Here is a 26483-nt window from a genome sequence, read left to right as displayed (position 1 = left end):
CACCCCTTTCCAACTTCTTAACACTCTTACAGATAGTATCGGTCAACATCGGGGAAATGTTAAGCGATTTAACGAATTATTTCGCAGAACGGTCTGCATTGTAATAGACACGCTGCTCTTTAACACCGGCAGCTACCCGTTTATCATCCAATTCGCGGGCAATATCCAAATCTTTGCGCAATTGGTCTTTGCAATCTGTGCAGATTTCACCTTCTGTAATCTGATTGGAACAGTTACGGCAGGAATAAGACAGCATCGGGAATTGACTTGGCTGCAATCGTTTTTCGCGGACAAATTTAATGATCAATGATTCTGGTACTGTTGTTACTTCCGTAATTTGCTGGATGGTTGCTTGGCGATTTTCACGTTTGCGCAGATATTGATAGACCATTTGATAGGAACGCTCTTCCTCTCGATGACAATTCGGACAAATATCTCGGTAATCTCGTGCGAATACGCTTCCGCAGCGGACGCAATTTGCTAGTTCTAACATAGGCTAACGCCCTCCTCCTAGTATAATAGGTACACTCGATGGTGACCTGATTAGTATAATTATAGCATGCTAATGTGACAATCCTGCGCTTTACGCGACATTTGGCATATGGGAAAGTTACCCCCTAATTAACGTACAGGCAGCCACAAAATCGGTACCATTTTCCTGCAAAACCTGAGCAGCATGCCTTAGCGTTGTGCCTGTTGTATAAATATCATCAATCAACACCGCGTATTTAGGCGGCTCTGATAGCAAATGAAAAGGATTTTCTGCAGTCAGCCTGTGCAATCGTCTGCGCTTGGATTGCTTTTCTCCATGCTTTCTTCCTTCCTAGTACATCTTTCCGCTTGGCCCGCGTAAAAGCAGCTAACTCTCCAGCTTGATTGAAGCCTCTTTCCACCATCCGCTCTGCGCTTATCGGAATAGAAACAACCTCATACTTGGAATCCTGGAAATGCTGATAATAGAGTTTCCGAAACTCTGCTTCAAACACTTTTCCCAGTATATAATCGCCTCTATATTTCCATCTTGCTATATAATCCTGCATAAAAGGCTCATAGCTGTATAACGAAACATTCTTTTCCAGCACACCCTGATAGCTCGATTTCTCCCACTCCAGACAATCCGAACAAATACTAGAACCTGTCTGCTTCATGCAACTTGGGCAACCTGGCTCCTTCAGCCTGTGAAAAGATTCTTCGCAATCCCTACAAAGAAGCGAAATACGCTCCGGCCAGAAGAAAATGGACCAGCTCGGTCGGGAAGTATACGCCTCTCCGCATCCAATACAGAGGTTCATAGACGCTTTGCCCTTCGATTCATGTCTTGAATGGCCCGAACTGCTTTATCCATAGCGTCACTTCTTCCTTCATGGAAAAAGATGACCTCTCCCGTCGGATCGGCCGGACTTCTACCGGCGCGACCAGCAATCTGCACCAATGCTGCCTCATCAAACACATCATGAGCAGCATCTAAAATAGCCACATCCACAGAAGGAAACGTGACACCACGCTCAAGAATGGTCGTCGTCAATATAATGGCTATTTCCCGATTTCGGAACGCCTGTACTTTTGCCTCTCTGTCTTTATCGGCAGCATGGACGGTTCTGATTAGTGTTTCAGCTTCTCTTTTTGGGAGGATTTTTTGCGCAAATGGACGCAGCACTTCCATCGCTTCATCTTGCAGTCTATTAGCAAGTACAACGGTAGGGAGGAAAATAAGTACCTGTCTAGTAGCATTCCTTCGATTATGGAGCCAATGCAGCAGCCCTTTTTGAAAGCTTCCTTTTCGAAGTTGCTTATGCAAACCAATGCAGAGCTTTGAAGCTGGTACTGGAAGAGGCTGTCCATGAAACCGTACGGGAACGAAAACATGCGGGAGGGTTTTAGCAGCGATTTGCCGCTTTTCTTTTTGTCGTGGTGTTGCGGTGAGGAAGATGGAGGCACATGTGGGTTTCTTGGCTTTTTCGGAAGCTACATGGAGCATCGGGTCTGCATGATATGGAAAAGCATCGATTTCATCAATAATGAGTACATCAAAAGCTTGATAAAATCGCAGAAGCTGATGCGTGGTCGCCAGGATAAGCTGACCGTCACCGGTTTTATCCGGACTTCCGCCATACAATGCTTGAACGGTGACATTCGGGAAAGCCTGCTGAAATCGCGGCAGCAATTCCCGGACAACATCCGCTCGCGGTGTTGCGAGACAAATTCTTTTGCCTTGCCGGAGAGAGGTTGTAATGCCTTGGAAGAGCATCTCAGTCTTCCCTGCGCCACACACAGCATGTACCAGTAGCTTCCCATTCTGCTTCATCGTCTGATCGATTGTATCTGCCGCAATCTGCTGATGTCTGGTCAGTTCTCCTTCCCATGCACAAGGTTTAGCATGAATATGCCAGTCAGGCTCTGGACCGGACCATTCATAGAAAGATTCACAGGAACTTACTCTTCCCATCTGAATGCAATTTCGGCAATACAGATGCGTACGGTCACAAATCTGGCAGTCAATATTTTGCAAATGAGGCTGGGTAGCATTGCATCGATTGCAATACATGCTGTTTTTTTCTTTTCGGAGTGTTGGAATCTGTTTGAAGTGTTGGTGTTGGAGTGCTTCTCTGAGGACATTCGTTGAGAGGGGTATTTCACGACGCAATAATCGCTTGCCAGCATAGCGTTTTGGATCAAGTTCCATTTACTTGCTCCTTTCTATTAAAAAAGGGGAGAAAAATTCTCCCCTTTTAAACTTTGTACCACACAAGACCGATTGCACCTTCCCCAAGATGGGTGGCGATAACCGGACCGAAATAAGAGACTTCCACTTCCACATTCGGATGTTCAGCTGCCAATTCTTGACGCAGAATTTCTGCTTCTTCAGGTCGATTGCCGTGAAGTAAGCATGCCTTCATTTTCGCACCATCTGCCGCTTGCTCTGCTAACAATGCTTTGATACGGCTGATAGCTTTCTTCTTCGTACGAATCTTTTCAAACGGTACTATTCTTTTATCCTCAAAATGGAGGACCGGTTTTACCTGGAGCAGACTGCCGATAATGGCTTGCGCCCCGTTTAAGCGTCCTCCACGTTGCAAATTGGATAAATCGTCGACGATGAAGTATGCGATCATCGTTTCTTTCATTTCATCCAAACGCTTGAGAATTTCTTCCACACTAGCTCCTTGTTTCACCATACGAGCTGCTTCCAACGCATAGTAGCCCTGAGCCATACAGCTCAGCTCGGAATCATACGCATGTACGTCTATTCCTTCAACCATATCATCAGCAGCAACCATAGATTGGTATGTACCACTGATACCGCTGGAAAGATGCACACTAATGACGGCATCGTAGGATTGGCTCAGCTCCTCAAGTTTCTCGATCACTTTGCCGACAACTGGCTGCGACGTCTTAGGCAATGTCTTCTGCTGCTTGACCTTTTCATAAAATTCCGAAGCAGTGATATCCACTTCTTCTTCATATGTTGCATCGTCGAAAACAACCTGCAATGGGATCATATGTATGTCAAACGCTTCTCGCTGTTCTGGCGTAAGATATGCTGTACTATCTGTCATCACAGCAATATTCATGCTATCGGTCTCCCTTATGTTTTTCTGCTTTCTATCTAACGTTTTCTGCCTCTATCTTACCCTATGCCTGTCCTTTTTGCATCAATCAATTAGGAATTCCAACTCATGCGAGTAAGTAAAAAATTAAAGATTACCTGCTTGAAATAGCGAATTTTGCTTAATCCTTTATTAGAAATACAAAAAAGTCCGGGCTTTATAGCCCGGACTTTCACCTTACAATACTTCGACCCAGCCGTTGCGAATTGCCGTTACAACTGCCTGCGTACGGTCATTTACATTCATCTTCTGCAAGATATTACTAACATGGTTCTTAACTGTTTTTTCACTGATATATAATGCTTCCGCTACACCGCGGTTGCTCTTACCGTCAGCAAGCAGCTGCAGTACTTCACATTCTCTGCGTGTAAGCAAGTGCAAAGGACGGCGGTGTTCGCCGATTTTGCTCGAAATAGACGAATTGCTTTCCTCTGAAAGGCGTCTGTATTCTTTCACAAGATTATGAGTGACTTTCGGATGCAAATAGGATCCGCCTTCACTAACGACCTTGATCGCATCAATCAAAGAATCTGCATCCATTTCTTTCAGCAGGTAACCTTGTGCACCTGTTTTCAAAGCATGTGTCACATAGTTCTCATCATCATGGATAGAAAGGATGATAACATTGATATCTGGACGGTGCTTGATCAAGTCAGCTGTTGCTTGTACACCGTTCGTAGTCGGCATATTAATATCCATAAGAACGACGTCAGGATTAAACTTCTCAACAAGCTCAAGCGCCTCTGAACCGTCGTCTCCTTCTGCTACGACCTGGAAAGCCGGTTCGAATTCCAGGATACGTTTGACTCCCTCTCGAAATAGCTTATGGTCATCAATCAATAATATTCCAATACTCATGTGTTCGCTCCTCCTACAAGTTCTTATCATTTTTCATCTTTTGCTGCATGTTTTAAGAAATTATGAGTAAATTGTCAATATGAGTGCGTTAACAAGTCCCGTCTAGCGGTTGACATTAATGCATGCTCCTAATTATAAGCATAATTACCTGATTATCGCCACTGTAATCCTTCTTTTTATCCCTCTGTAAGGGGTACCTTGATTAGGACTCGGGTCCCTTTTCCAATCTCAGAATGGAAGGCAATGGTACCGTCTAACATCTCGACACGCTCACGCATTCCGATGATTCCAAAGGAGTTTTCCTTCTTTACAGTAACATCAAATCCTTTGCCATCGTCAATGATGCTGATAACAACCAATTCCTGCATAACTTCAAGGCGGACTTTGATTGTGCTTGGCTCTGCATGCTTGACTGCATTCTGAACTGCTTCCTGGGTAAGACGGAACAATGCCACCTCATACTTGGGATCCAAGCGTTTCTCTGCCTTCAATGCTGTGAAATCAATATGGATATTATTGAATTCTTCAATATTAGCCAAGTACTTTCTTATTGTAGGCAGCAAACCAAGATCATCTAGTGCCATCGGGCGAAGGTCATAGATGATGCGGCGCACTTCGTACAGCGAGCTGCGAACCATCTTGCGCATATTCTGAATTTCAAGCAGTGCTTCCTCTGTACTTCTTTCGCGGAAGGTACGATCAACAAGTTCGGATCTGAGCAGTATATTCGCCAGCATTTGAGCAGGGCCGTCATGCATTTCCCTGGATAGCCTGCGACGTTCTTCCTCTTGCGCTTCAATAATTTTCAATCCGAATTCCTGTTTCTCCTTCGCATCAATAATCAGCTGGGAAACTTGTTTGAAATCATCATTCAGATAGTTGAGGACGACACTAATCTTACCTACAAGACCTTCTGCGCGCTTCATTTTCAATTCCAGTCCCTGCAATCGGCGCTGGATCTCATCACGGCGTTCCCGGAGAAGCTTTTCCTTTTCACGGGACATGCGCAACTCAATCTGAAGCTTATGGGTCTGCTCGTACACTTCCCGGATCTCTTCCTCCGAATAGCGATCGAAATCACGGCTCACATCGGATAAGCGGATCTTGGAATAGCGGACCTTCTGTTCCAGCTGATCACCTTCCTTGATCATATCAGCCACCTTTTCCTTCGTGAGCTGCAGATCAGCGAGAAGCTGTTCATATTCCATGCGTGACTCTTCCCCTATGTAAAAAATCTCATCCTTGCTGTTCTCGACAGCTTCCACCATTTCAGTGATGATTCGGTCGAGTGCTTTGTCTTCGATTTTTTTACCCATTTCATTTCTCCAATCTTGTATGCTATATCATTCGAATTACCCAACTGCTTTATGGGGTTTGCGGGATACTTTTCTATGTAATTCGTCATGTTTTCTGCTATCTTTATATAATGAGTGCTCAAGGAGGTAAAATGCAAGATGCTTACAACTTATTTTACCGTAAAAACGGAAGGTTCACACGAAATTGTCATCCAAAAATCCCGTTTTATCGGTCATGTGAAGCGTGTTGAGACAGAAGAAGAAGCAATAAGTTTCGTTCAGAAAATCAAGAAAGAGCATAAAGATGCCACCCATAACTGCTCAGCTTATATGATCGGGGAACACGACTTGATTCAAAAAGCTAGTGATGATGGTGAACCGAGCGGAACTGCTGGAGTGCCGATTCTGGAAGTATTGAAAAAGAAGGGCCTGAAGGATACCGCTGTTGTCGTCACAAGGTATTTTGGCGGTATTAAACTCGGAGCTGGCGGTTTAATCCGCGCTTATTCTGGGTCTGCATCGCAATCAATAGATGAAATTGGTGTCGTAAAACGGCAGCTCATGCAGCTGGCTGAAATTCATATCGATTATACATTGCTCGGAAAAGTCGAAAATGAACTACGGCAATCTGCCTATACATTGCGTAATATTGATTATGCTGACCGTGTCGTGCTTCATGCCGCATTCCAATCTGGACAGGAAGAAGAATTCCAAGCATATGTTACAGATATGACGAATGCACAGGCAGAAATCATATTTGGCGGTCAAGAATATATAGAAGAAGATGTGTAAAAGTCGAGCCGGCTTCTACACATCTTCTTTTTTTTGACAAATTATTACCCGGGAAATCACTGCCCGGTTTGATAATCTGCCGCCTTCAAGCCGCTCAGTGCTCCTTGATCCGCAATGATAGTGACATTTGGATGCTCTTTGATGATAGATGCAGGAAATGCTTCGGTTTTATCACCGTATACTAGCCTCTCCAATACAGAAGCTTTTTGTTCACCTGCCACAAGCAACAGCAATTCTTTACTTTCCATTATATTCTGGATGCCCATCGTGATAGCATGTGTCGGGACAGCTTCTAAGCTAGGGAAAAAGCGGGCATTCGCACTTCTGGTTGTCTTGTCCAGTTCCACTACATGGGTCCGCTGCTCAAATGGTGTATGTGGTTCATTGAAACCGATATGTCCATTTAAGCCGATACCGATTACTTGTAAATCAATACCGCCTGCTTTCTCGATCAGCTGTTCATAGCCCTTACATGCTTCTTCCATATCATCTGCTTCTCCATCCGGGAGATGCGCTTTTTCTGGGGACAGATCAATATGTTGGAACAGATGCTGGTTCATATAATACGCATAGCTATTCTCATCATCTGAATGAAGTCCTACATATTCATCCAGATTGAATGTTGCAGCTTCTGCAAAAGATATACGTTTTTGAATATACATCTCGATAAGTGCGTTATACATGCCTTCCGGTGTTGAACCGGTTGCTAGCCCCAGCACAGCATTCGGTTTTTTAGAAAGCTTCATGGCGATACGTTCGGCAGCCATTACACTAAGTTCTTTATAATCCTTTGCTTTTTCCATTGTCAGCATGATTCTTCCTCCTTCTGATAAGCCAAGTGTCCCTTGCAATAGGTTACTTGCAATGTCAGCTGGTCATCCAGCAGAACGATGTCTGCATCTTTTCCTACAGCCAGTGACCCTTTTCGGTCATAAATTCCATACTGCTTGGCCGGATTCTCCGCAGTCATCTTGGCAATTTCTGCAACAGACACATCTGCAAATGCAGCCATGTTTCGAACGGCATCCTTCATCTGCAGCATACTTCCGGCAAGCGTTCCATCCGGCAGCAATGCTTTACCATCCTTCACAGTGACAGCCTGACCGCCAAGATCATAAGTACCATCTTCCAAACCTTTTCCGCGCAAGGAATCTGTAATCAAAATCAACCGATCTGGACCGACATTCTGAAAAATCATACGCAGCATCTCAGGCGCTACGTGGATACCATCTGCTATTAGCTCCGACATGAGCTCGGGTAGTAAAAATGCTGCACCGACAGCCCCCACATCGCGATGATGAATTCCATTCATCTGATTGCACAAATGAGTCAGCTGCGTAATTCCCTGTTCCGCAGCATCCTTTATCTGTTCAAAAGAGCTATCTGTATGTCCTGCAGATGCGGTGATCTGTTCCGAAGCAAGCAGCTTCGTCAACTGGTAGTTTTCGTCGCATTCAGGCGCAAGCGTCACTACCTTTATCTTATTTCCTGATAGCTTCTGCCACTTACGAAAAAGTTCTGTGTCAGGTTTGCGGATATGTGCAATCGGCTGGGCTCCAGCTTTAACCGGATTAACAAACGGACCTTCCAAATGCACACCGATAAGTTCAGCTTCTCCAGCTTGATTTGTAAATAAGCGTACTTGTTCCAATGCTGTCTCAATCGCCTCTGTTTCTTGGGTAATTGTAGTAGCCAGGAAAGTGGTTGTTCCTTCATTCGGCAGCCAGGCAGCCATTTTATGCAGACTTTCCTGCGTTGCATCCATCGTATCTGCTCCTGCTGCCCCATGAATATGTCCATCGATAAAACCGGGTAGTGCATATTGAAGCAGCCCATCCACTTCCTTACCATACTTTTGGGATGGTTCACCTTCTCCTATTTCTACTATTTCCCCATTCGTCATGCCAATATAACCCGTCAATAGCTTTTCCGGCAGGCAAATTCGGACATTGCGAAGCAAGATGTCACCCATAGCAAGATTCCTTCTTTCCTTGAAAGTACAATTAGCGTAGCATAAGGTATACATATTGTCTAACTAAATAGACAATATGTATACAATTAAAAATCAGCATGCTATACTTAGCGAAATAAAACGAGAGAGGAGCACTGGCATGATTGACAAAAATTCACCCATTCCGCTTTATTTTCAGCTGGAGCAGGCGATCCGTGAGCGCATAGAGTCCGGCAGCTTACCTCCCGGAGAGATGCTGCCGCCAGAAAGGCATTATACCGATTCATTAGCTATCAGCCGTATGACAGTAAGGCATGCAATGCAGGCACTAATAGAAGATGGGCTGCTAGAAAGAAGAAAAAACAAAGGTCTTTTCGTGAAAGTGCGTCCATATCATCAATCTTTATCAAAATTGACAAGTTTCAGTGAAGATATGCAAGCACGCGGACTCTCTTCATCCAGCAGTATCTTGGAATGGAAGGAAATACAACTGAGCAGTCTGGCCGCAGACAAATTGCAAAAGGAAATCGGGGCAGCCGCAATCCGAATCAGACGCTTACGTTCGGCGGATCAGGATCCGATTGCTGTCGAAACAATCACTTCTCCGCTGGAAATGGCTAAAGATCTGACAGAAAACAAGCTAAAGGAGAGCTTTTACGCTTATTTAGAAAAGGAAATGGGATTGACGCTTCATCGCGCTGAACAGGAAATTGAAGCTGATTTGGCAGGCGCGGAACTTGCTGAGTTGCTTAACATAACACCAGGCGACGCAGTCCTACGCATCCACCGCTTATCTTATCTAGAGGATGGTCGGCCCTTTGAATATGTAACGAGCACGTATAGAGCGGATAAATACACGTTCACAAGCAGCTTCTATCGTTAAAAGCACACAAAAAGAGCAGCGCCGGTTTACGGTACGCTGCTCTTTTAACTTTGGCTTACTGTTCGATATGATTGTAGTTCTTGAATTAGCTTTGTCATCATGTCTTCTGTATTGTTGATCTGTTTGTTTTCTGTCTGGGAGATCAGCTTTACTAGGATATTCTTATATATTTCCTGCTCTTTCACTATGTCACCTCGTTTGGTAAATCGATACAATACGTTATGTACGTAATCTGAATCGTGTGAATCATAGTGAATATACCACATTTTTTGCAAAAGGATGTCTATTTTTGCCAAAAATAAGGATTTCGGAGGATTTATGATCGTTTCCAGTAAATGTGATACAGATTTCTTCCGATAATTACCACTAGCAACCCCACACAAGCACCGATTGTATCAATGACTACATCGCCGACATATGGCGTCCTGCCAGGTGTCAGGCTTTGATGGAATTCATCGAAGCAGGCATATAGGATTGATATTACCAATGCTATACGCAATGATAAGCGGTACTTCAAACCAAATCCCTTATAAAGTGCCGCAAATGCGAGAATCGCCAAGCAAAAATAGACACCAAAATGTGCTGCTTTCCTTATAAAGAATTCCACGACAGAATACACTCCTACTGCCTGGACACTGACCTCCTGCCCATGGTAGGTAAAATGGATAGGTGAAAGAAATGGTTCAAGCGGACTTAAATCTATGTGGGAAGCAAGCATAGGCTTGATGTCCTGCTCCTGGTAAGGGGTGGCGGAAAATAGGAAGATGATGATGATGCAAGCCAGCGGCAGCATACCATAGACCCATTTTTTCAAACTCATCTTCTCCCCTCCCTTTTTTTGGATAAGTTTCGATTATATCATAACAGCGCATATAAGGGCAGTTTATCCCGTGCTTCGCTTTACTAAACCTTTACAAGAAACAGCTTCCTTGCTGGAAAATATTTATATATAATATAAGTTAGATATTATACAAGCGAGCTTGTACATAAAGGAGAACATATGAAACGATTCGCTGTCATATTAGTTGTTGCAGGGCTTTTATTGGTAGGATACGGAGGATTTGAATGGTATACAACCGCAAAGGCACAGAAAGATTCACTGTCTAATGCAAAATCAATGCTTCATGAAGCTCACGCAGCAGAGAAACTTACACCTGAGCAAGCAGAAGAGGAAGCAAGTAGCTTCGAGCCTGGTCAAGGAGATGTGGTAGGTGTGCTGCATGTACCGAAGCTGGATGCGGATTTGCCAATCGTCGAAGGAACAGATGCTGATGATCTGGATAAAGGCGTTGGCCATTATAAAGGAACCGCCTATCCGCTCCAAGATGACCAGATTGTCTTATCCGGTCACCGCGATACAGTATTTCGTAATATGGGAGAAGTGAAAGTAGGCGACACCTTTGTCGTTGAAATGCCGTATGGCTCCTTCACCTATAAAGTTGAGAATACAAAAATTGTCGATAAAGAAGATTTGACAGTTATCGTCCCAACTGCTCCAGAGGAAGTTTTAACTGTGACAACATGCTACCCGTTTTCTTATGTAGGAGATGCTCCTGAACGCTTTGTTTGGACAGCAGTACCTGTGGAAAAAGAATAACCGAGCAGCCTAGGCTGCTCGGTTTTCTATTGAACTTGTTTTCAAAATGTTTTTCGATTTCCAGCGGAGCTGTAGCTGCTGGCAATGACGCTTTACGAGGTATAGCTGAAAATCATCCACCATTCTTCATGGCTTGCGCCCGGCAATTTCAGGTCCTCTCCCCTTTTTCAGCTGTCAGGGGTCAGCTTCTTCTCAACATTCCGCAGATGAATCAAGCATTGCAAACGTGCAAGCTCTGCTTCCCCTGCCTGGATGGCTTCATAAATTTTCTCATGTTCCTTATAAATGATCTGCTTATTGCGCAAAAGATCTTGTTTTTCTTCAAAAGACAGATCTAATGCTTTCTTATAAACAGTGTCCAAGTTGGCAAAGGTCTGAATCATGACCGGATTATGTGTTGCTTTCATCACAGCAAGATGGAAAGCAAAGTCCGCATTACGTCCTTTATAAGAATCAGCGCTATCAACATCCACTTCCTTCATTAATTCAAGTGCAGAGCGCATTTCTTCCAATTCTTTGTCCGTCCGGCGTTCAGCTGCCAGCATGGCTGCTTCGGGCTCCAGGATCTTTCGCATTTCAAAAAGATAACGGAAGCTGGCAAGATTTGATTCATCGACCATCACTTGGTGGAAGAACTCACCATGAAATGCTTGCTCTACGTACGTGCCGCCGCCCTGCTTCGAGGTTACTGCGCCTTGTGCTTTCAACTCACTCAATGCTTCTCGTATAGAAGCACGGCTGACGCCATATTTTTCACACAGCTTCTTCTCTGTGGGCAGCTTCTGTCCTGGTTTTATATCTCCTTCCACTATTTGTTCCAATATTTCAGCCGCAATCCGATGCGACATTTTCTCCTTTTTCATGTTGTATACTTCTTCTCCTTTTTGTCTGACAAGTACTTAACTTTAAAAATCAAATGAACACCCTTCTATTCAGGTTATTCACTTTAAAAATGTTGATATACCTAAGTTTTTTTGACTCAATCATTATTCTATCATCCCATTTATAATCAGCAAGTTTTTTTTGCCTTACAAATTTATCTTGCCAACACCTGTATTTTATGTTTAAAATCACAGTAGCGAAGGGGGTACGTGTATGGAAAACGAAAACAACCCAATGGCGCCCGCCAGTCCTACTCCTCCGAAAACCTTCGGCCAGAAGCTCCGCAATGTCGGACCTGGCTTCGTTACCGCAGCAACGGGCGTCGGAACAGGCGATCTTATCGCCGCCTTAGTAGCCGGATCAGGCTTCGGCATGATGCTCGGCTGGGCAATCATATTAGGTTCTATCATCAAATATTTCCTCACCGAGGGGGTCGGCAGATGGCATCTTGCAACCGGCAAGACCATCCTGCAAGGCTGGCACTCTCTTGGTAAATGGGCAACCGGCTATTTCGGTGTCTACTCAATTATCTGGGGCGTCCTCTATGGTGCTGCAGCAGGTTCCACTAGCGCATTGATGATGCGTTCGATGTTTCCGATCATGCCGCTTTGGGCATGGGCCATCATCCATCTTCTCGCAGGATTTGCCTTGATTTGGACAGGTAAATACATGCTGTTCGAGAAAGTGATGCTCGTCTTCATCGGTATCATGTTTGTCACTGTAGTAGGAACTGCAGTTATCTTGCTTCCTGATATCGGAAATATTATTCGAGGTATCGTCATACCGAAAATGGATACTGGCAGCTTCCTGCTCGTCATGGGTCTGATAGGCGGCGTTGGGGGAACGATTACGATGGCTTCCTACGGCTATTGGCTGCAGGAGAAGAAATGGAAAGGAAAGGCTTGGGTCTCTATGATGCGCGTTGATAATAGCGTCGCCTACATTGTGACAGCAATCTTTACACTTTCCTTAATGGTTATCGGTGCAGAATTCCTGCACAGCTCCAATATCAGAATTGATGGAGAAGAAGGTTTAATCACACTGTCTGGCATGCTTGGGGAAGAATTCAACGGAGTTGTTTCCTGGATGTTCATGATCGGTGCATGGTCAGCTGCATTCTCATCTTTAATCGGTGTTTGGAATGGTGTTCCATATCTGTTTGCGGATTTCATCCGTACCGTACGAAAAAAGGGGCAGTCAGAAGACAAACCCGTCTCTGAAAAAGATCCTGCTTATCGTTTTTATCTTGTTTGGCTTACATTTCCGCCGATGCTTTTGTTATTCTTTGGCAAACCGGTAGGACTTGTATTGATTCAAGGAGCGCTGGGAGCATTGCTCATGCCGTTCCTCGCAATTACACTCATATGGCTGCTCAACTCGAAGCGCGTCGAACCGGATTACAGGAATGGCTGGATCACAAACGGCGTGTTGGGTATCAGTATTTTGTTATTCGGTGCACTAATGGTCAACGAATTAATCAATTTGTTCTGATTTACCGGGGAGGGCACACAATTGTGTCTTCCTTTTCTTTGTTAGGAAAGTTGACATGATTCTAGTAAGCTATGCTATTATTACATTTAAGAATTTATTAATCTTACAACGTGGGGGTACATCATGAAGCGTTTTAAAATTGGACTAGCCTACCAGATTTTAATTGGTCTAGCGCTAGGTGTTATTGTTGGTTCAATCTTCTACGGCAATGAAACTGCCGTTTCTATTCTACAGCCTCTGGGCGATTTATTCTTACGCGCGATTAAGATGATCGTTATACCAATCGTCATCGCCTCTATCATTGTCGGTGTAGCCGGCACAGGTGATGGTAAATCAGTTGGTAGACTAGGTTTTAAAACTCTCGTCTACTTTGAAATTGTTACGATCATTGCGTTAGCTATCGGTCTTATATTCGCCAATGTTTTCCAGCCTGGAGAAGGTATCGACCGTTCTTCTCTAGAAACAACAAGCATTTCACAATATGAAGAAACCGCAGAGACACAAGAAGATCGTTCTATTGTAGATACAATTCTTGAAATCATCCCGACGAACGTCTTCCAAGCAATCGGTGAGGGTGATATGCTCGCTATCGTATTCTTCTCCGCTCTATTCGGTCTTGGGGTAGCAGCTATCGGTCAAAAAGGACAGCCTGTACTGAACTTCTTCGAAGGTGTCAGTCAGACCATGTTCTGGGTAACAAACCTTGTTATGAAATTAGCACCAATCGGTGTATTCGGACTTATCGGTGTTACAGTATCGAAATTCGGTATTTCATCTTTGGTTCCATTAGGTAAACTTGCACTTGTCACATATGGTGCGATGGCGTTCTTCATCCTTGTCATCTTCTCCATCATTGCAAAAATCGTCGGTATCAACCTATTCAAGATGCTGAAAGTATTGAAAGATGAACTATTGCTTGCATTCTCCACTTCCAGTGGTGAAACAGTATTGCCGCGAGTAATGTATAAGATGGAACGCATGGGTGCACCAAAATCCATTGTTTCCTTCGTATTGCCGACTGGTTACACATTCAACTTGGATGGATCAACCATGTATCAGGCACTTGCATCTCTATTCATTGCACAGATGTATGGTATCGATTTGACAATCTGGCAGCAGCTTGGAATTATGGCATTGCTGATTGTTACATCCAAAGGTATCGCAGCGGTACCTGGAACAAGCTTTGTCGTATTGCTTGCAACATTGAGCTCTGTAGGATTGCCAGTTGAAGGACTTGCTTTCATCGCTGGTATTGACCGTATCCTTGATATGGGACGTACAGTTGTAAACGTTGTGGGTAACAGTCTTGCAGTTATCGTCGTTTCTAAGTGGGAAGGCAAATTCAATTTGAATAAAGATTACTTGGAAAATGGCGGTTCAGAAGAAGTTAAAGTAGGCTGAGGATATTCCTCGCCTACTTTTTTTATACCCATATAACCCTGAAATGCTCGCTGCCTTCGATATAGTTTAATAAAGGCACATCCTCTGGTACAATCTGCCCAATCACATTGACTTTATCGTCTTGAGGCAAGTTTCTCCTTGTAATTTGGATTTCACCTTTGTAACGCATGTACAGATCGTTGTCGATAGTTATGCTGCCTTCGTTTCGTTCGATACAGTTGAAAGGTTTCACCTCTACATCACGGAACATTCCGCTCATTCTGGCTTCCTCCGAGCGGATCACATCCCTAGCCCGATCCGGACGATTATGTGTCCCCTTTTCCAGCAAATGATGAGCTTCAGCTAGCTCCCCATAAGGTTGTGCACGGAGAGTAATTGTCTTTGTTGAATCTTTCAGCTGCATTAGAGCCTCATCCGTCACGTCTGGATCTCCAATTAAGATTTTGTCCACCTTGTACGCTTTCAGCTCTATGAAAGCTGCAAAAGTTCCATACATACGATGCTGTTCCAATGTTGGCAATCCTTGATAAAGCGGCCCCCGTAGATTACGGTCACCCGGTATGAAGGCTTGCACCTTCAGTCCATGCGTTTGAAATAGGAGATTTTTCGCTAGAAAATCACTGAGTGAAAGCCCTGTTTCGGGTCGAGGGTAAAAATTATGCCAAACTTCTGTGTGGGTGGTACGCAAACCCGCCTCAATCAATCGCTCAAGCTGTTCTTTCGTCAGTGTACTTGCATTCAAAGCCACCTTCATTTTTTGAGATAAACGGATAATAACATCATCCTCAATTCCGTAATCAATCCGCAAACCTGTCAGCCCCCAATCCAATACCGTTTCTGCAGAATTCCAATCTAAATTGAGCTTCTCCATCGAAGCTGTCGAAATATCCGCTATCAATTCCATATCAAGGGAAGAAGCGATTGAACCAAGAAGCTGTAATTTAGTTCGATAAGCGGAGGCATCTTCCTCCGGGATGTGAAGTGATGTAAACAAACTCCGGAAACCAGCTTCATAATACCGTCTGATCTTTTCTTCTTCTATACGTTCCTGTAAATACACAGATATTCCTAACACCTTATCCCTCCTATGTACAAAAAAAGGCGTCATAAAGACGCCCTGATAGTTATATCTCCTTCGCCATGTCTTCCTTAAATCCGAAGAAGTAAGTAAACACGAATCCAGCAATATAAGCGACAAAAATACCAATCAAATATTGCAGGTACTTTCCTTCTGCAATGAGCGGCGTTAAAGAAAGGCCGGAAACACCGATAGAAGTTGCACCTGTTGCAAATAAAGCCTGTGTAGCTCCACCGACAGCTGCTCCAAGACATGCTGTTAAGAAGGGACGTCCGAGCGGTAAAGTTACCCCATACAATAGCGGCTCGCCGATACCAAGGAATCCGGCTGGTAAGGCACCTTTGATAATATTTCGCAGACGTTTATTACGCGTTTTGACGAAGACAGCAATAGAAGCTCCGACCTGTCCGCCGCCAGCCATTGCCAAGACAGGAAGCAAGGCTGTATAGCTGAACGTCTGAATAAGCTCCATGTGAATTGGCGTTAATCCGTGATGCAGGCCCACCATGACGAGTGGCAGGAAGAATCCAGCAAGCAAAGCACCAGCTACGACACCGCCAACATCAAGAATAGCGTTGATTCCGGAAGTGATACCATCTGACATCACACCGGCAACTGGCATGATGACAAGTAAAGAAGCAACACCGACGAACAGAACAGTTAAGATAGGAGTAAAAATAATATCAATACTATTAGGCATGAACTTTCTTACGCGCTTCTCGATAAAACTCATCAGCCAAGCAGCGAAAATGACGCCGAATAATCCGCCCCGGCCAGGAACGAGCGCTTCTCCGAATAACGTAATATTCGCCAACGCCGGATTGAACAGAATCATACCAGCGATGGCACCAAGTACTGGAGAACCGCCGAATTCCTTCGCCGTATTCCACCCGACTAATATCGCTAAGAAACTAAACAAACTGCCGCCAATCAGTTGCAGTATTTGGATGATACCGAGCGTAGGATCTGCGCCCGCATTGACAGCGAAGCTGACACCGCCATTGATGATACCTGAAGCAATCAATCCGGGAATTAACGGAATGAATATATTACCGATGCGCTTTAATAAAAACTTAATCGGCGTTTTATTCTTTTCCTTCATGTTCTCCCGTTTAAGCTGGGCTTTTTCTTCAAAGGTAAGATCATCAATTTCTGCTGCTTCTTCCCCGACACCGAGACCGGTAATTCTGCTGATCTCATCGGAGACTTTATTAACAGTCCCAGGTCCGACTACAATCTGAATTGTATCATCCGCCACTACGCCCATGACTCCGTCAATTCGCTTTAGAGCATCAAAGTTCACCTGATTATCGTTTCTTACCCGCAAACGCACTCGTGTCATACAATGCGTCAAAGAAACTACATTCTGCTCTCCGCCAACTTCACGGAGAATGTCTTCTGCCAATTGCTTCATCTTCGCCATTCTGATTCCTCCCCTTTACGCTTTTATCGCTGAACGGACAAATCCCTCTGCATTACGAAGCTTCTCCTCCGCCTCCTCTTTTGTGACATCAAGCAACAGCATGACAATCGCTGTTTTGACCTGGCCGTCTGCTTGATCAAAAACTTTCTCTGCTGCATCGTAGTTCGCACCGGTTGCTTCCATGATGATGCGTTTAGCACGCTCCTGAAGCTTGTCATTCGTCGGCTTTACATCAACCATTAAATTCTTATATACTTTTCCGACTCCTACCATACTGGCAGTAGATATCATGTTCAGCACCAGCTTCTGTGCTGTTCCGGCTTTCAGTCTTGTCGAACCTGTCAGTATTTCCGGTCCAGTTTCTACCTCAATACTGATTTTTGCATGCTTAGATATAGCTGAGTCTTTATTGCAAGCAACGCTGACTGTTGCAGCTCCTACGGCTGCAGCATAATCCAGCGCCCCAATCACATAAGGTGTTCTGCCGCTTGCAGCAATACCAATTACAGTATCTTTTGCAGTCAGACCGATATCCTCCAACTCTCTTGCCCCAAGCTCTGGATTATCCTCCGCTCCTTCCTTCGCTTTGCGGAAAGCGGACATTCCCCCTGCCAACAATCCTTGCACCATGTCATCTGGTGTACTGAAAGTTGGCGGACACTCAACTGCATCCAAAATACCAAGCCTTCCGCTTGTACCTGCCCCCGTATAAATAAGTCTGCCGCCAGCCTGAAATGTTGCGATGACTTGCTCTACTGCTGCTTCAATTTCCGGCAGCGCTGCTTCCACCGCGTCCGGCACTGTTCGATCTTCCTTATTCATCAGCTGAAGTACTTCCTTTGTGGTAAGCTGATCCAGCTTCATCGTACTTTCATTGCGCTTTTCTGTCGTCAGTTTATCTAGCATGTTATTCCCTCACTTTTGCTCTGTTTGGAATGCTTGCTGAATTGCCTGCCGTGATTTTTCTAATGCGTCAATTGTATGCTCATAATCTCTTCCTGCCACTGCTGTGTAAATGATATCCATCAAGTACATTTGAACAATCCGAGAGCTTGTAGCCGCACTCCGGATGCGTGCTTCTTTTGCCACAGTGAACAACTGGATATCAGCTAGCTCCTGCAGTCGGTTAGGACCTAGCTTCGTCAGAGCAATCGTCGTCGCTCCAGCTTCCTTTGCCTGCTTGATGACAGGTAGCAGCTGCTCCGTTTCTCCTGAGTAACTGATAGCAAAAGCAACATCTCCATAAGTTAGATTCGCCGCCGAAGCCAGCTGCTGATGGGCATCACTGTAAGCCGTACACCATTTACCAATCCGACCAAATTTCTGCTCTCCATCCTGCGCAACAAGATAAGAAGCTCCAACTCCATAGAAATCAATCTTTCTTGCCCTGGAAATCATAGAGACCGCCTGCTCAATTGCCACCGCTTCATTAACCTGCATCGTCTGGCTGATCGACTGTGTATGCTTCTCAGCAATTGCTTCCATCAAATGCGCAACCGTATCATTCGGTTTTATTTCGCCAAAGGCATATTTGTTACCGCTTTCATTTTGCAAATCTCCCGCAATCTTCAGCTTCAGTTCCCGGTACCCTGTCACGCCTATCGATTTACATAGACGGATAACGGCCGCTTCACTGGACCCGCTTTTCCCAGCCAGCTCCTGCACCGAAAGCTTTACCACTTCAGCGGGATGGGCAAGTATGTAGTTGGCTGCATTTTTTTCAGAGGGCTTAATCAAAGGTAAGCTTTCTCGTAGCAGTGTTAAACCGCCCTTCACTGTCAGGATCACCTGCTCTCTTTTAAAATTTTAATTCATATTTAGATTATATTACTAAAATAAAATTTCATGAAGTGTTTTGTCAATAAATCTCACGGAATTTTCCATTAATTTTTGGATAGCATATGAGTTTATACAATATAGATATGTGTAAAGATTACTAGATAAAAAATACATAACAAAAGACCCGCCTCCCAGCGGGTCTTTCTTATGCCAAATATGCCTCCGTAATCGTAGGATCGGCCAGCAGTGTCTGTCCATTGCCGCTGCGCCAGATGCTACCGGTTTGGAGGACGTAGCCGCGGTGGGCGACTTTGAGTGCTTGAAAGGCATTTTGTTCAACGAGCAGGATGGTCATGCCGTCGTCGTTGAGCTCTTTAATAATGTGGAAAATCTGTTCGACGATGATTGGGGCTAAGCCCATGGATGGCTCGTCGAGCATGAGCAGATCAGGGTCCATCATTAGCGCCCGGCCGATGGCCAGCATTTGCTGCTCGCCTCCGCTCATCGTACCGCCAAGCTGATGGAGCCGTTCCTTTACACGCGGGAAATAGCCGAATACCTTCTCCATTCTTTGATCGATCAGCTTTTTATCTTTTACCCCGAATGCGCCAATTTGCAGATTTTCCTTCACCGTCAGCTTCGGGAAAATCCTTCTCCCTTCCGGTACATGTGCGACACCAAGCTTTGTCGTCTGGTGCGCTTTTCGGGAGGTGATATCTTTTCCTTTATATAAGACAGTACCTTCCTTTACAGGCACGAGTCCGCTAATCGTCTTCAATGTAGTAGATTTCCCGGCTCCGTTACTACCGATCAGCGTAACGATTTCTCCTTCCTCTACTGTCAAATCAATCTGTTTCAAGGCTTGGATAGCACCATAAAAGGCAGTCACTTGTTTTAGCTCCAGATAGCTCATCCTTCCGCCTCCTGTTCCTCGGTTGCTCCTTTACCCAAATACGCCTCGATAACCTTTTTATCATGTCGAATTTGGGCTGGCAGTCCTTCTGCAATTAGCTCTCCATGGTCCAGCACATAAATATAATCCGAAATTTCCATGACGAGCTTCATATCATGCTCAATCAAGATGATCGTCATATCCATCTCTTGTTTGATTTTTTGAATAAGACCTGTGAGCTCTGCAGTTTCTTTTGGATTCATTCCGGCTGCAGGTTCATCAAGAAGTAGGACGGATGGCTTCGTCGCAAGTGCCCTGGCAATCTCCAAACGTCGCTGGCTTCCATATGACAGGCTAGCCGCTTCATCATTGTAATGCTCTTCCAGTCCAACATACTCCAGCAGTCGATATGCTTCGCGTTCGGCAATTCGTTCTTCCTTATCCACCCCTGGCAAATGAAAGATCGTCCCGAAAATACCTGCTTTCAAATGTGTATGCATGCCGACTAGCACATTTTCCAAAACCGTGATCGGACCGAATAGACGGATATTCTGGAACGTACGGGAGATCCCTTTTTTCGCCACTGCATGCGGTTTTAGACCACCGATTGACTTTCCGCGCAGCTGGATTGAACCGGATGTTGGTTTATAGACACCTGTAATCATGTTAAAGAAAGTCGTTTTACCAGCACCATTCGGTCCGATAACAGCTGTTATCTTATTTGCTTCAGCCCGAAGACTGATTTCCTTATTGGCAGTCAATCCTCCGAATGTTTTGGTCAGCTTCTCAACTTCCAGTATTGCCATGTTCATCCTCCTTTGGTGCGGCAACAGATTGCAGTCGTTTCTTCGTGCCTTTCTCAGACAGGAATTTCCGTTTATCATATACGACATTTTTTGCCGGTATTAGTCCTTTCGATCGATACAGCGCAAACAATATGAGTAATGCACCAAAGAAAAAGCGCTGCATTTTCACAGGAGACATGGCATCTGGCAAGGTGATGATGCCTGCTGTGCTTAAGCTGTTGAACCACATTGTCAATTCATTCAGCACTTGGGCGTTCAGGATTGTCACGACGGCAGCTCCGAGAATGACACCAGGCACACTGCCCATCCCACCGAGCAGAACCATTACGAGTATATTGATTGATTGCAGCAATGTGAAACTGGTCGGATCGATGAATGCTTGCTTGGCAGCAAAGACGACGCCCATCATACCTGAGAATGATGCGCCGATTGCGAAGGCCATCAGCTTTGTCTTTACGAGCGGGATTCCCATCGCTTGAGCTGCAATTTCATTTTCACGTACTGCTTTCCACGAACGCCCCAGCTTGGAATGCTCCAGACTGCGAACCGCAAAAATGATGAAAAGCAAAATGAACAGTACAACAAAATAAATTTGATTTGAATAAAGCAGCTCAATGCCGAAGATTTTAGGCGGTGCAATGGAAGATAGTCCTAGCGCACCATTTGTAATATTGACTGGCTGGTCCATGTTATTGAAAACGATCCGGATAATTTCCCCGAAACCTAGTGTAACAATGGCCAGGTAATCACCTTTCACCCGCAGCACCGGAATCCCAAGCAGCACACCGAACAATGCGGCAACGAAACAGCCGAGGATGATGAAGATCCAGAAGCTGTTACCCGATAATGGGTACGTACCGAACGGCATGAAGTTGGACGCCTGCGCTGTGGCGAAAATACCGTATGTATAAGCACCGACGGCAAAGAAGGCCACAAATCCTAGATCCAATAAACCAGCCATTCCGACGACGATATTCAATCCAAGTGCCATGCTGACGTAGATACCAACAAGCGTTGCTACATCCATGTATTCCTGATAAGCAGGTCCCTGCATCGCCGAAAAAGGCAGGATGAAAAACATGATAGCAAGACCGATTGCCCACTTTGACCAGTTCGGCAGCTTTGTGTAATACAGCAGCAAAAACGATAACAGCAACAGCAGAAATGCTGCAACCGAACGCTGTGCCAAAATCAAGCTAAGAGAAGTGAGCGCGATATAGCCTACTAAAAGTCCGAGCTGGAGCCATTTATTCCCACGAATTTGTTCCAGGATTTTTTTCATATGTCACCTACACTTTCTCGATTGCGGCTCTGCCGAACAAGCCTTCAGGCCGAAATATCAATACGAGGATAAGGATGGCGAAAGCAAACACATCTTTGTACTCAGAGCTAAGCAGACCCGCAGTTATCGCAGATAGATTTGCTGCTGCGAACATTTCCAATAATCCCAGCAGCATACCGCCAGCCATGGCACCGCGGATATTCCCGATACCGCCCAATACAGCTGCAGTGAAGGCCTTCAACCCTAGGATAAAGCCAATATACGGGTCAATTGTGCCATAATGGATGGCGAACAATACTCCTGTGGCACCTCCTAAAGCTGAACCTACAAAAAAGGTGACGCTGATAACTTTATTTACATTCACACTCATCAGTGAAGCGGTATCCTGGTCCTGCGCTACAGCACGCATGGCCAGTCCCCACTTTGTCCGGTTAACGAAAAACTCCAATGCTATCATCATCAGGATTGCAACGATAATGACGACGAGGAAGGAGTAGCGAATGTTCAAGCCGCTTATCGACAAACTGCCCGGGAACAACGATGGTGTATTGACGATATAGTTATTCTGCTGTGTCTCCGTAATAAAGCGGACAATGTCCTGCAGCAGGAAGGAAACGCCGATTGCTGTAATCAAGGTAATCAGCTTGGATGCTTTTCGGAGCGGACGATATGCGAGTCGCTCGATTCCCATGCCGAGCATACCAGTGAGCCCTCCTGTTATCACTAGGACAAGAAGCAAAATAAATATAGCTGGCATGACAGCAACCCAGCCAAGACCAGTCAGACCGATCAGGACGGCTGTTCCGATAAAAGCTCCTGCCATGAAAATTTCTCCGTGAGCAAAGTTGATAAGTTCCAAAATCCCGTAGACCATCGTATAACCGAGAGCGATGATTGCATAAATAGCTCCAAGTGTCAGGCCATCAATCAGCACCTGCGGAAGTGTATCCCACACCTGTGTCATCATTCCAACTCCTTTCTTTCTGTAATGGAAAAGGATATGGTATCGTGACCATATCCCTTTTCACTGCTCACTGTGAAATTTCGCCTTGGATTTTGGCTGGATAGCTTGCTTCATCAAATTTATAAATAAATATCTTAGCGAATTCGTTGTCGCCTTTATCATCAAAGCTGACCTGGGTCATTTCCCCTTCATAATCATCGATTGCACGTACAGCAGTTGCGACTTTATCTTTAGCAGGAAGCTTGCCTCCGTTCTCCTTTGCTGCATCAAGTATGCCTTCCATCAAAACCTTAGCTGAATCATAGCCATAAATGGAGAAGGATTCCGGCTTAGCTCCATATTCTTCTTCATAATTCTTGGCAAATTCAGTCGCACTCGAATCGCCGGCTACTGAAGTCAGATAAACATTGTTGACTGTGTCACCAGCAATCTCGACTAGTGTGGAAGAATCCATTCCGTCACCACCCATAAAGGCCGCATCGATACCATTGTCACGTGCCTGCTTGATCAGCAAACCACCCTCAGAATACAGACCGCCAAAATAGACAAGATCCGGATCTGCAGATGATACTTGATTCAACACGCCGTTGAAATCTTTCTCCCCGACTGTGATTCCGGCTTCTCCGACAATTTCGGCTCCCTCTTCTGCTGCTGCCTCAGCAAAAGCAGTTGCCAAGCCTTGCCCATAAGCTGTCTTATCATTGATGACGAATATTTTCTTTGCACCGATTTCCTGGACAGCATATTCAGCACCAGCTGGTCCTTGGAAATCATCACGTGCTACTATCCGGTTGACCGATTTCAAATTACGGTCGGTAACATCCGTTGCAGTTGAGGCTGGGGATACAGAAGGAATATTATAACGCTCATACACTTCACTCGAAGGTATGAAAACACCAGAATTCAAATGGGCTACGACGCCGTACACATCCTGATCAGAACCGATGATCTGTGCGTTGGAAACCCCTTTCTGCGGATCACCTTGGTCATCGTATTCTACTAGCTCCAGACTGAATCCAGCTTCCTCGAAATCAGCTTTTTCCTCTTCCACCGCCATAGCAGCACCATTCTTAATTGCTTCCCCTAATGTCGCACTGCCTCCAGACATTGGTGCTTGGAGTGCAATCTTCACCGTTTCGCTGCTGCTTCCTCCACCTGATGCAGAGTCCGTATTACCACATGCTGCTAAAAAACCAAGTGCCAATGTACTCGTCATCGCTAAAGCCATTACTCGCTTTCCCACCTGTTTTCCCCCTTTGCTTCTTTCAGCGTTTGTAAGATTATGTACGTGCCGCCTCGAAGTTAGGTCTAATAATATACAGGCAAATGTGGCAAGTCAAGATAGTTTTTAGAAAATTAATAATATTATGTATATTTGTCAGAAACCCTGACACACCGCGGTTTTTGGCAGATGTTAGCGTATCTAACAAACAAAAAAACACCTGCCATTATGGCAGATGCTCTCAAATCTTACGACCACCACATTGTAGTAGCAGGTTCATTTATCACGACATTTTTCAGATTATCAACAGCTCGCTGGAATCCTTCTTCAATCGACATTAACGAATCTTCATGCTCGATGCTGATAACATAGTCGTAGTCGTAGGTGCGCAGTGCGCTGATCATCTTATTCCACTCTTCTTGACCATGCCCGAGTCCGACTGTGCGGAAGTTCCATGCCCGCTGTTTGATATTGCTGTATGGTTGCATATCAGTCAGACCATACATGTTCACATTATCAGGGTCAATGTACGTATCTTTGGCATGGAAATGATGGATGGCACCGGCTTTTCCGAGTATTTTAATAGCTGCGGTTGGGTCGATTCCCTGCCACCACATATGACTTGGATCAAAGTTAGCTCCAATTGCATCACTCGTCAGCTCACGCAGCTTGAGCATCGTATAAGGCGTGTGGACAAGGAAGCCGCCGTGCAATTCCAGCGCAATCTTCACCTGATGCTCCTCTGCAAATGTACCGAGCTCCTTCCAGTAAGGAACAAGTTTCTCTTCCCATTGCCAGTTCAAGACATCTCCATACTCAGTCGGCCAAGCGGTAACCGGCCAGTTCGGCTTTGTGGCACTCTCTTCGGAACCCGCCACCCCGGAGAAGCAGTTCACAACCGGAACCTCCATCTTGGCAGCAAGCTTGATCGTCTTGCGCAAAAGCCAATCCGATTCTTCCGCAAATGCCTTGTCTGGTGAAATAGGGTTGCCATGGCAGCTGAAAGCGCCAATTGTAACACCATATTTCTCAAAAGTTGCTTGGTATTGCTTCAATGAATCTTCACTTTCCAATAATTCATCAATCTTACAATGCGCATTGCCAGGATAGCCGCCGGTACCTATTTCAACAGTATCCAATCCTGCTTGCTTCACACGTGCAAGCATATCCTCAAGTGAAAGCTCCTGGAACAGAACTGTAAAAACGCCTAATTTCATGCTTGTTCCCCTTTCTCTACTGTTTCTGGTGCAAGTGATATTATTTTTTTCGTACCATTGGAATCCAACGCTGCCAAGATGACAGCCAATGCAGATCTGCCTTTTTCTGCTGTGATTGGACAGTTAGATGAACTATCCAGCACACAGCTGGCAAACGCGTCCACAACACCGGAATTCGACTGTGTATCAGAATCATTTGTCTGAATCGCTCCAAGCGAATGATTGCTTCTGTCCCCGTTGTGATACTCGACAACCAAACTATATTCTGGGCTTTCCTCGAGTCGGATGACCCCTTTCTCACCGTAAATGATTGTGGAGTTATCTTCGTCTGCTACATACGACCAGCTAGCAGTAAGTGTACCGATGATTCCTGACTTTGTACGCAGTACAGCGACCGCATTATCATCCACATCTGCGTAAGGCTTCGCCAACGTATCGACAAAAGCCGCTACCTCTTGAATCGGTTCATCGAGCAGGAACTCAATCAAATGGGATTTATGCACACCCAGATCACCAAGTGCTCCAATATAAGCTTTGTCTTTATCAAAGAACCAGCTGTTTTTCCCATCAATACTCCACTGCTCCGGACCTCCGTGACCAAATGTCGTCCGGAAGCTGAATATCTTGCCGAGCTCGCCGTTTTGAATCATCTTCCGCGCCTTTTGATGAGATGGAACGAAGCACTGATTATGTGCGATTAGCAGAAGCTTGCCGCTCGCCTTTTGTGCTGCGATCATGTCATCCGCTTCCTCAAGTGTCGTTGCCATCGGCTTTTCGCAAAGCACATGCTTTCCCGCCTGCAGAGCAGCGATCGATACCGGTGCATGCAGATGGTTGGCCGCACAGACGATGACCGCATCGATGCGCGGGTCCTCGATCAGCTCTTCATATTCGGTATATGCTGTTGCGTTATATTCTTTGGCGATTTCCTCCGAACGGCTCGGCACCACATCACAAACAGCAGTGATTTCAGTATTCGGATTGTTTTCAAGCTCCGGCAAATGACGATTGCGTGCAATACTTCCTAGTCCAACTACTCCTACGCGTAAGGTTTTCATTATC

27 protein-coding genes are annotated in these 26483 nt (G+C 45.2%); 5 read left to right on the top strand and 22 right to left on the bottom strand.

All coding sequences use genetic code 11. From position 1 onward, the window contains the following. Positions 1–76: 76 nt before the first annotated feature. From CHH58_RS10970 to CHH58_RS10945, 6 genes are all read right to left on the bottom strand, one after another. Entirely contained in the window at positions 77–493 is a 417-nt protein-coding gene (locus CHH58_RS10970) for a TIGR03826 family flagellar region protein (protein ID WP_095229163.1), read from the bottom strand. Between the two features lie 235 nt (positions 494–728). Further along, positions 729–1148, bottom strand: a complete 420-nt coding sequence (locus CHH58_RS10965) for a ComF family protein (protein ID WP_095262513.1) — start codon at positions 1146–1148, stop codon at positions 729–731. Between the two features lie 140 nt (positions 1149–1288). Continuing rightward, on the bottom strand, positions 1289–2683 hold the full coding sequence (locus tag CHH58_RS10960) for a DEAD/DEAH box helicase (protein ID WP_095232375.1): 1395 nt from the start codon (positions 2681–2683) through the stop codon (positions 1289–1291). A gap of 46 nt (positions 2684–2729) precedes the next feature. After that, positions 2730–3572 carry a DegV family protein gene (locus tag CHH58_RS10955; protein WP_095232374.1) on the bottom strand — a complete coding sequence of 281 codons (843 nt, stop codon included), beginning with the start codon at positions 3570–3572 and terminating at the stop codon, positions 2730–2732. 213 nt (positions 3573–3785) lie between these two features. Then, positions 3786–4466 carry a response regulator gene (locus CHH58_RS10950; RefSeq protein ID WP_095229156.1) on the bottom strand — a complete coding sequence of 227 codons (681 nt, stop codon included), beginning with the start codon at positions 4464–4466 and terminating at the stop codon, positions 3786–3788. 176 nt (positions 4467–4642) lie between these two features. Continuing rightward, positions 4643–5782, bottom strand: coding sequence for a sensor histidine kinase (locus CHH58_RS10945; RefSeq protein WP_095229154.1), 1140 nt, complete (start codon positions 5780–5782; stop codon positions 4643–4645). A 138-nt stretch (positions 5783–5920) separates the two neighbouring features. Here CHH58_RS10945 and CHH58_RS10940 point away from each other — a divergent pair, with 138 nt between their 5' ends. Then, the gene (locus CHH58_RS10940; protein WP_095229153.1) at positions 5921–6553 is read left to right on the top strand and encodes a YigZ family protein; all 633 of its coding nucleotides are present in this window, start codon (positions 5921–5923) and stop codon (positions 6551–6553) included. A 56-nt stretch (positions 6554–6609) separates the two neighbouring features. Here CHH58_RS10940 and nagB read toward each other — a convergent pair whose 3' ends face one another. Together nagB and nagA are read right to left on the bottom strand one after the other, a co-directional pair. Continuing rightward, the gene (gene nagB / locus CHH58_RS10935; RefSeq protein ID WP_095229151.1) at positions 6610–7365 is read right to left on the bottom strand and encodes a glucosamine-6-phosphate deaminase; all 756 of its coding nucleotides are present in this window, start codon (positions 7363–7365) and stop codon (positions 6610–6612) included. Further along, a complete protein-coding gene (gene nagA / locus CHH58_RS10930) occupies positions 7359–8525 on the bottom strand; it encodes an N-acetylglucosamine-6-phosphate deacetylase (protein WP_095232373.1) in 1167 nt (388 codons plus the stop codon). Before nagA ends, nagB begins: the two co-directional genes overlap by 7 nt. A 139-nt stretch (positions 8526–8664) precedes the next feature. On the opposite strand from nagA, the gene CHH58_RS10925 reads away from it, so the two are divergent. Then, positions 8665–9387 (top strand): GntR family transcriptional regulator, encoded by a 723-nt coding sequence (locus tag CHH58_RS10925; RefSeq protein WP_170937598.1) that lies wholly within the window; start codon positions 8665–8667, stop codon positions 9385–9387. Between the two features lie 44 nt (positions 9388–9431). Here the strand turns inward: CHH58_RS10925 and CHH58_RS18420 are convergent, their stop codons facing one another. Together CHH58_RS18420 and CHH58_RS10920 are read right to left on the bottom strand one after the other, a co-directional pair. Then, a complete protein-coding gene (locus CHH58_RS18420) occupies positions 9432–9572 on the bottom strand; it encodes a hypothetical protein (RefSeq protein ID WP_164072102.1) in 141 nt (46 codons plus the stop codon). 131 nt (positions 9573–9703) lie between these two features. After that, entirely contained in the window at positions 9704–10207 is a 504-nt protein-coding gene (locus CHH58_RS10920; RefSeq protein WP_038564494.1) for a VanZ family protein, read from the bottom strand. Between the two features lie 180 nt (positions 10208–10387). Between CHH58_RS10920 and CHH58_RS10915 the strand changes: the two genes are divergently transcribed. Then, on the top strand, positions 10388–10984 hold the full coding sequence (locus CHH58_RS10915) for a class D sortase (RefSeq protein ID WP_095232372.1): 597 nt from the start codon (positions 10388–10390) through the stop codon (positions 10982–10984). A 167-nt stretch (positions 10985–11151) separates the two neighbouring features. Here CHH58_RS10915 and CHH58_RS10910 read toward each other — a convergent pair whose 3' ends face one another. Next, entirely contained in the window at positions 11152–11847 is a 696-nt protein-coding gene (locus tag CHH58_RS10910) for a FadR/GntR family transcriptional regulator (protein WP_095229144.1), read from the bottom strand. A gap of 232 nt (positions 11848–12079) precedes the next feature. On the opposite strand from CHH58_RS10910, the gene CHH58_RS10905 reads away from it, so the two are divergent. Both CHH58_RS10905 and CHH58_RS10900 read left to right on the top strand, forming a co-directional pair. After that, positions 12080–13357 (top strand): Nramp family divalent metal transporter, encoded by a 1278-nt coding sequence (locus tag CHH58_RS10905; RefSeq protein WP_249275104.1) that lies wholly within the window; start codon positions 12080–12082, stop codon positions 13355–13357. Positions 13358–13480: 123 nt separating this feature from the next. Next, positions 13481–14758: a cation:dicarboxylate symporter family transporter gene (locus CHH58_RS10900; protein ID WP_095232371.1), complete on the top strand. Its 1278-nt coding sequence runs from the start codon at positions 13481–13483 to the stop codon at positions 14756–14758. Positions 14759–14780: 22 nt separating this feature from the next. Here the strand turns inward: CHH58_RS10900 and CHH58_RS10895 are convergent, their stop codons facing one another. From CHH58_RS10895 to CHH58_RS10845, 11 genes are all read right to left on the bottom strand, one after another. Then, the gene (locus tag CHH58_RS10895; protein ID WP_095262512.1) at positions 14781–15833 is read right to left on the bottom strand and encodes a DUF871 domain-containing protein; all 1053 of its coding nucleotides are present in this window, start codon (positions 15831–15833) and stop codon (positions 14781–14783) included. Positions 15834–15882: 49 nt separating this feature from the next. Further along, positions 15883–17259, bottom strand: coding sequence for a PTS transporter subunit EIIC (locus CHH58_RS10890; RefSeq protein WP_095262511.1), 1377 nt, complete (start codon positions 17257–17259; stop codon positions 15883–15885). A gap of 15 nt (positions 17260–17274) precedes the next feature. Continuing rightward, complete coding sequence (gene murQ / locus CHH58_RS10885; protein ID WP_095232368.1) at positions 17275–18165, bottom strand: N-acetylmuramic acid 6-phosphate etherase; 891 nt, start codon at positions 18163–18165, stop codon at positions 17275–17277. 9 nt (positions 18166–18174) lie between these two features. Further along, positions 18175–19035 (bottom strand): MurR/RpiR family transcriptional regulator, encoded by an 861-nt coding sequence (locus CHH58_RS10880; protein WP_095232367.1) that lies wholly within the window; start codon positions 19033–19035, stop codon positions 18175–18177. A 208-nt stretch (positions 19036–19243) separates the two neighbouring features. Then, positions 19244–19951, bottom strand: a complete 708-nt coding sequence (locus CHH58_RS10875; protein WP_095232366.1) for an ABC transporter ATP-binding protein — start codon at positions 19949–19951, stop codon at positions 19244–19246. Continuing rightward, positions 19948–20736 (bottom strand): ABC transporter ATP-binding protein, encoded by a 789-nt coding sequence (locus tag CHH58_RS10870; protein ID WP_095232365.1) that lies wholly within the window; start codon positions 20734–20736, stop codon positions 19948–19950. The genes CHH58_RS10875 and CHH58_RS10870 overlap by 4 nt, the downstream gene beginning before the upstream one ends. Beyond that, a complete protein-coding gene (locus tag CHH58_RS10865) occupies positions 20717–22018 on the bottom strand; it encodes a branched-chain amino acid ABC transporter permease (protein WP_095229103.1) in 1302 nt (433 codons plus the stop codon). Before CHH58_RS10865 ends, CHH58_RS10870 begins: the two co-directional genes overlap by 20 nt. 7 nt (positions 22019–22025) lie before the next feature. Next, positions 22026–22985, bottom strand: coding sequence for a branched-chain amino acid ABC transporter permease (locus CHH58_RS10860; RefSeq protein ID WP_095229101.1), 960 nt, complete (start codon positions 22983–22985; stop codon positions 22026–22028). A gap of 64 nt (positions 22986–23049) precedes the next feature. Beyond that, positions 23050–24210, bottom strand: a complete 1161-nt coding sequence (locus tag CHH58_RS10855; RefSeq protein WP_095229125.1) for a branched-chain amino acid ABC transporter substrate-binding protein — start codon at positions 24208–24210, stop codon at positions 23050–23052. A gap of 242 nt (positions 24211–24452) precedes the next feature. Next, the gene (locus CHH58_RS10850) at positions 24453–25421 is read right to left on the bottom strand and encodes a sugar phosphate isomerase/epimerase family protein (protein WP_095232364.1); all 969 of its coding nucleotides are present in this window, start codon (positions 25419–25421) and stop codon (positions 24453–24455) included. Continuing rightward, a complete protein-coding gene (locus CHH58_RS10845) occupies positions 25418–26479 on the bottom strand; it encodes a Gfo/Idh/MocA family protein (RefSeq protein WP_095229097.1) in 1062 nt (353 codons plus the stop codon). Before CHH58_RS10845 ends, CHH58_RS10850 begins: the two co-directional genes overlap by 4 nt. Positions 26480–26483 lie beyond the last annotated feature (4 nt).

The sequence above is a fragment of the Terribacillus saccharophilus genome, assembly GCF_002272745.1.
GTDB lineage: Bacteria > Bacillota > Bacilli > Bacillales > Amphibacillaceae > Terribacillus > Terribacillus saccharophilus_B.
The sequence above is the reverse complement of the archived record's forward strand: the minus strand, read 5'-3'. Positions and strand labels throughout refer to the sequence as shown.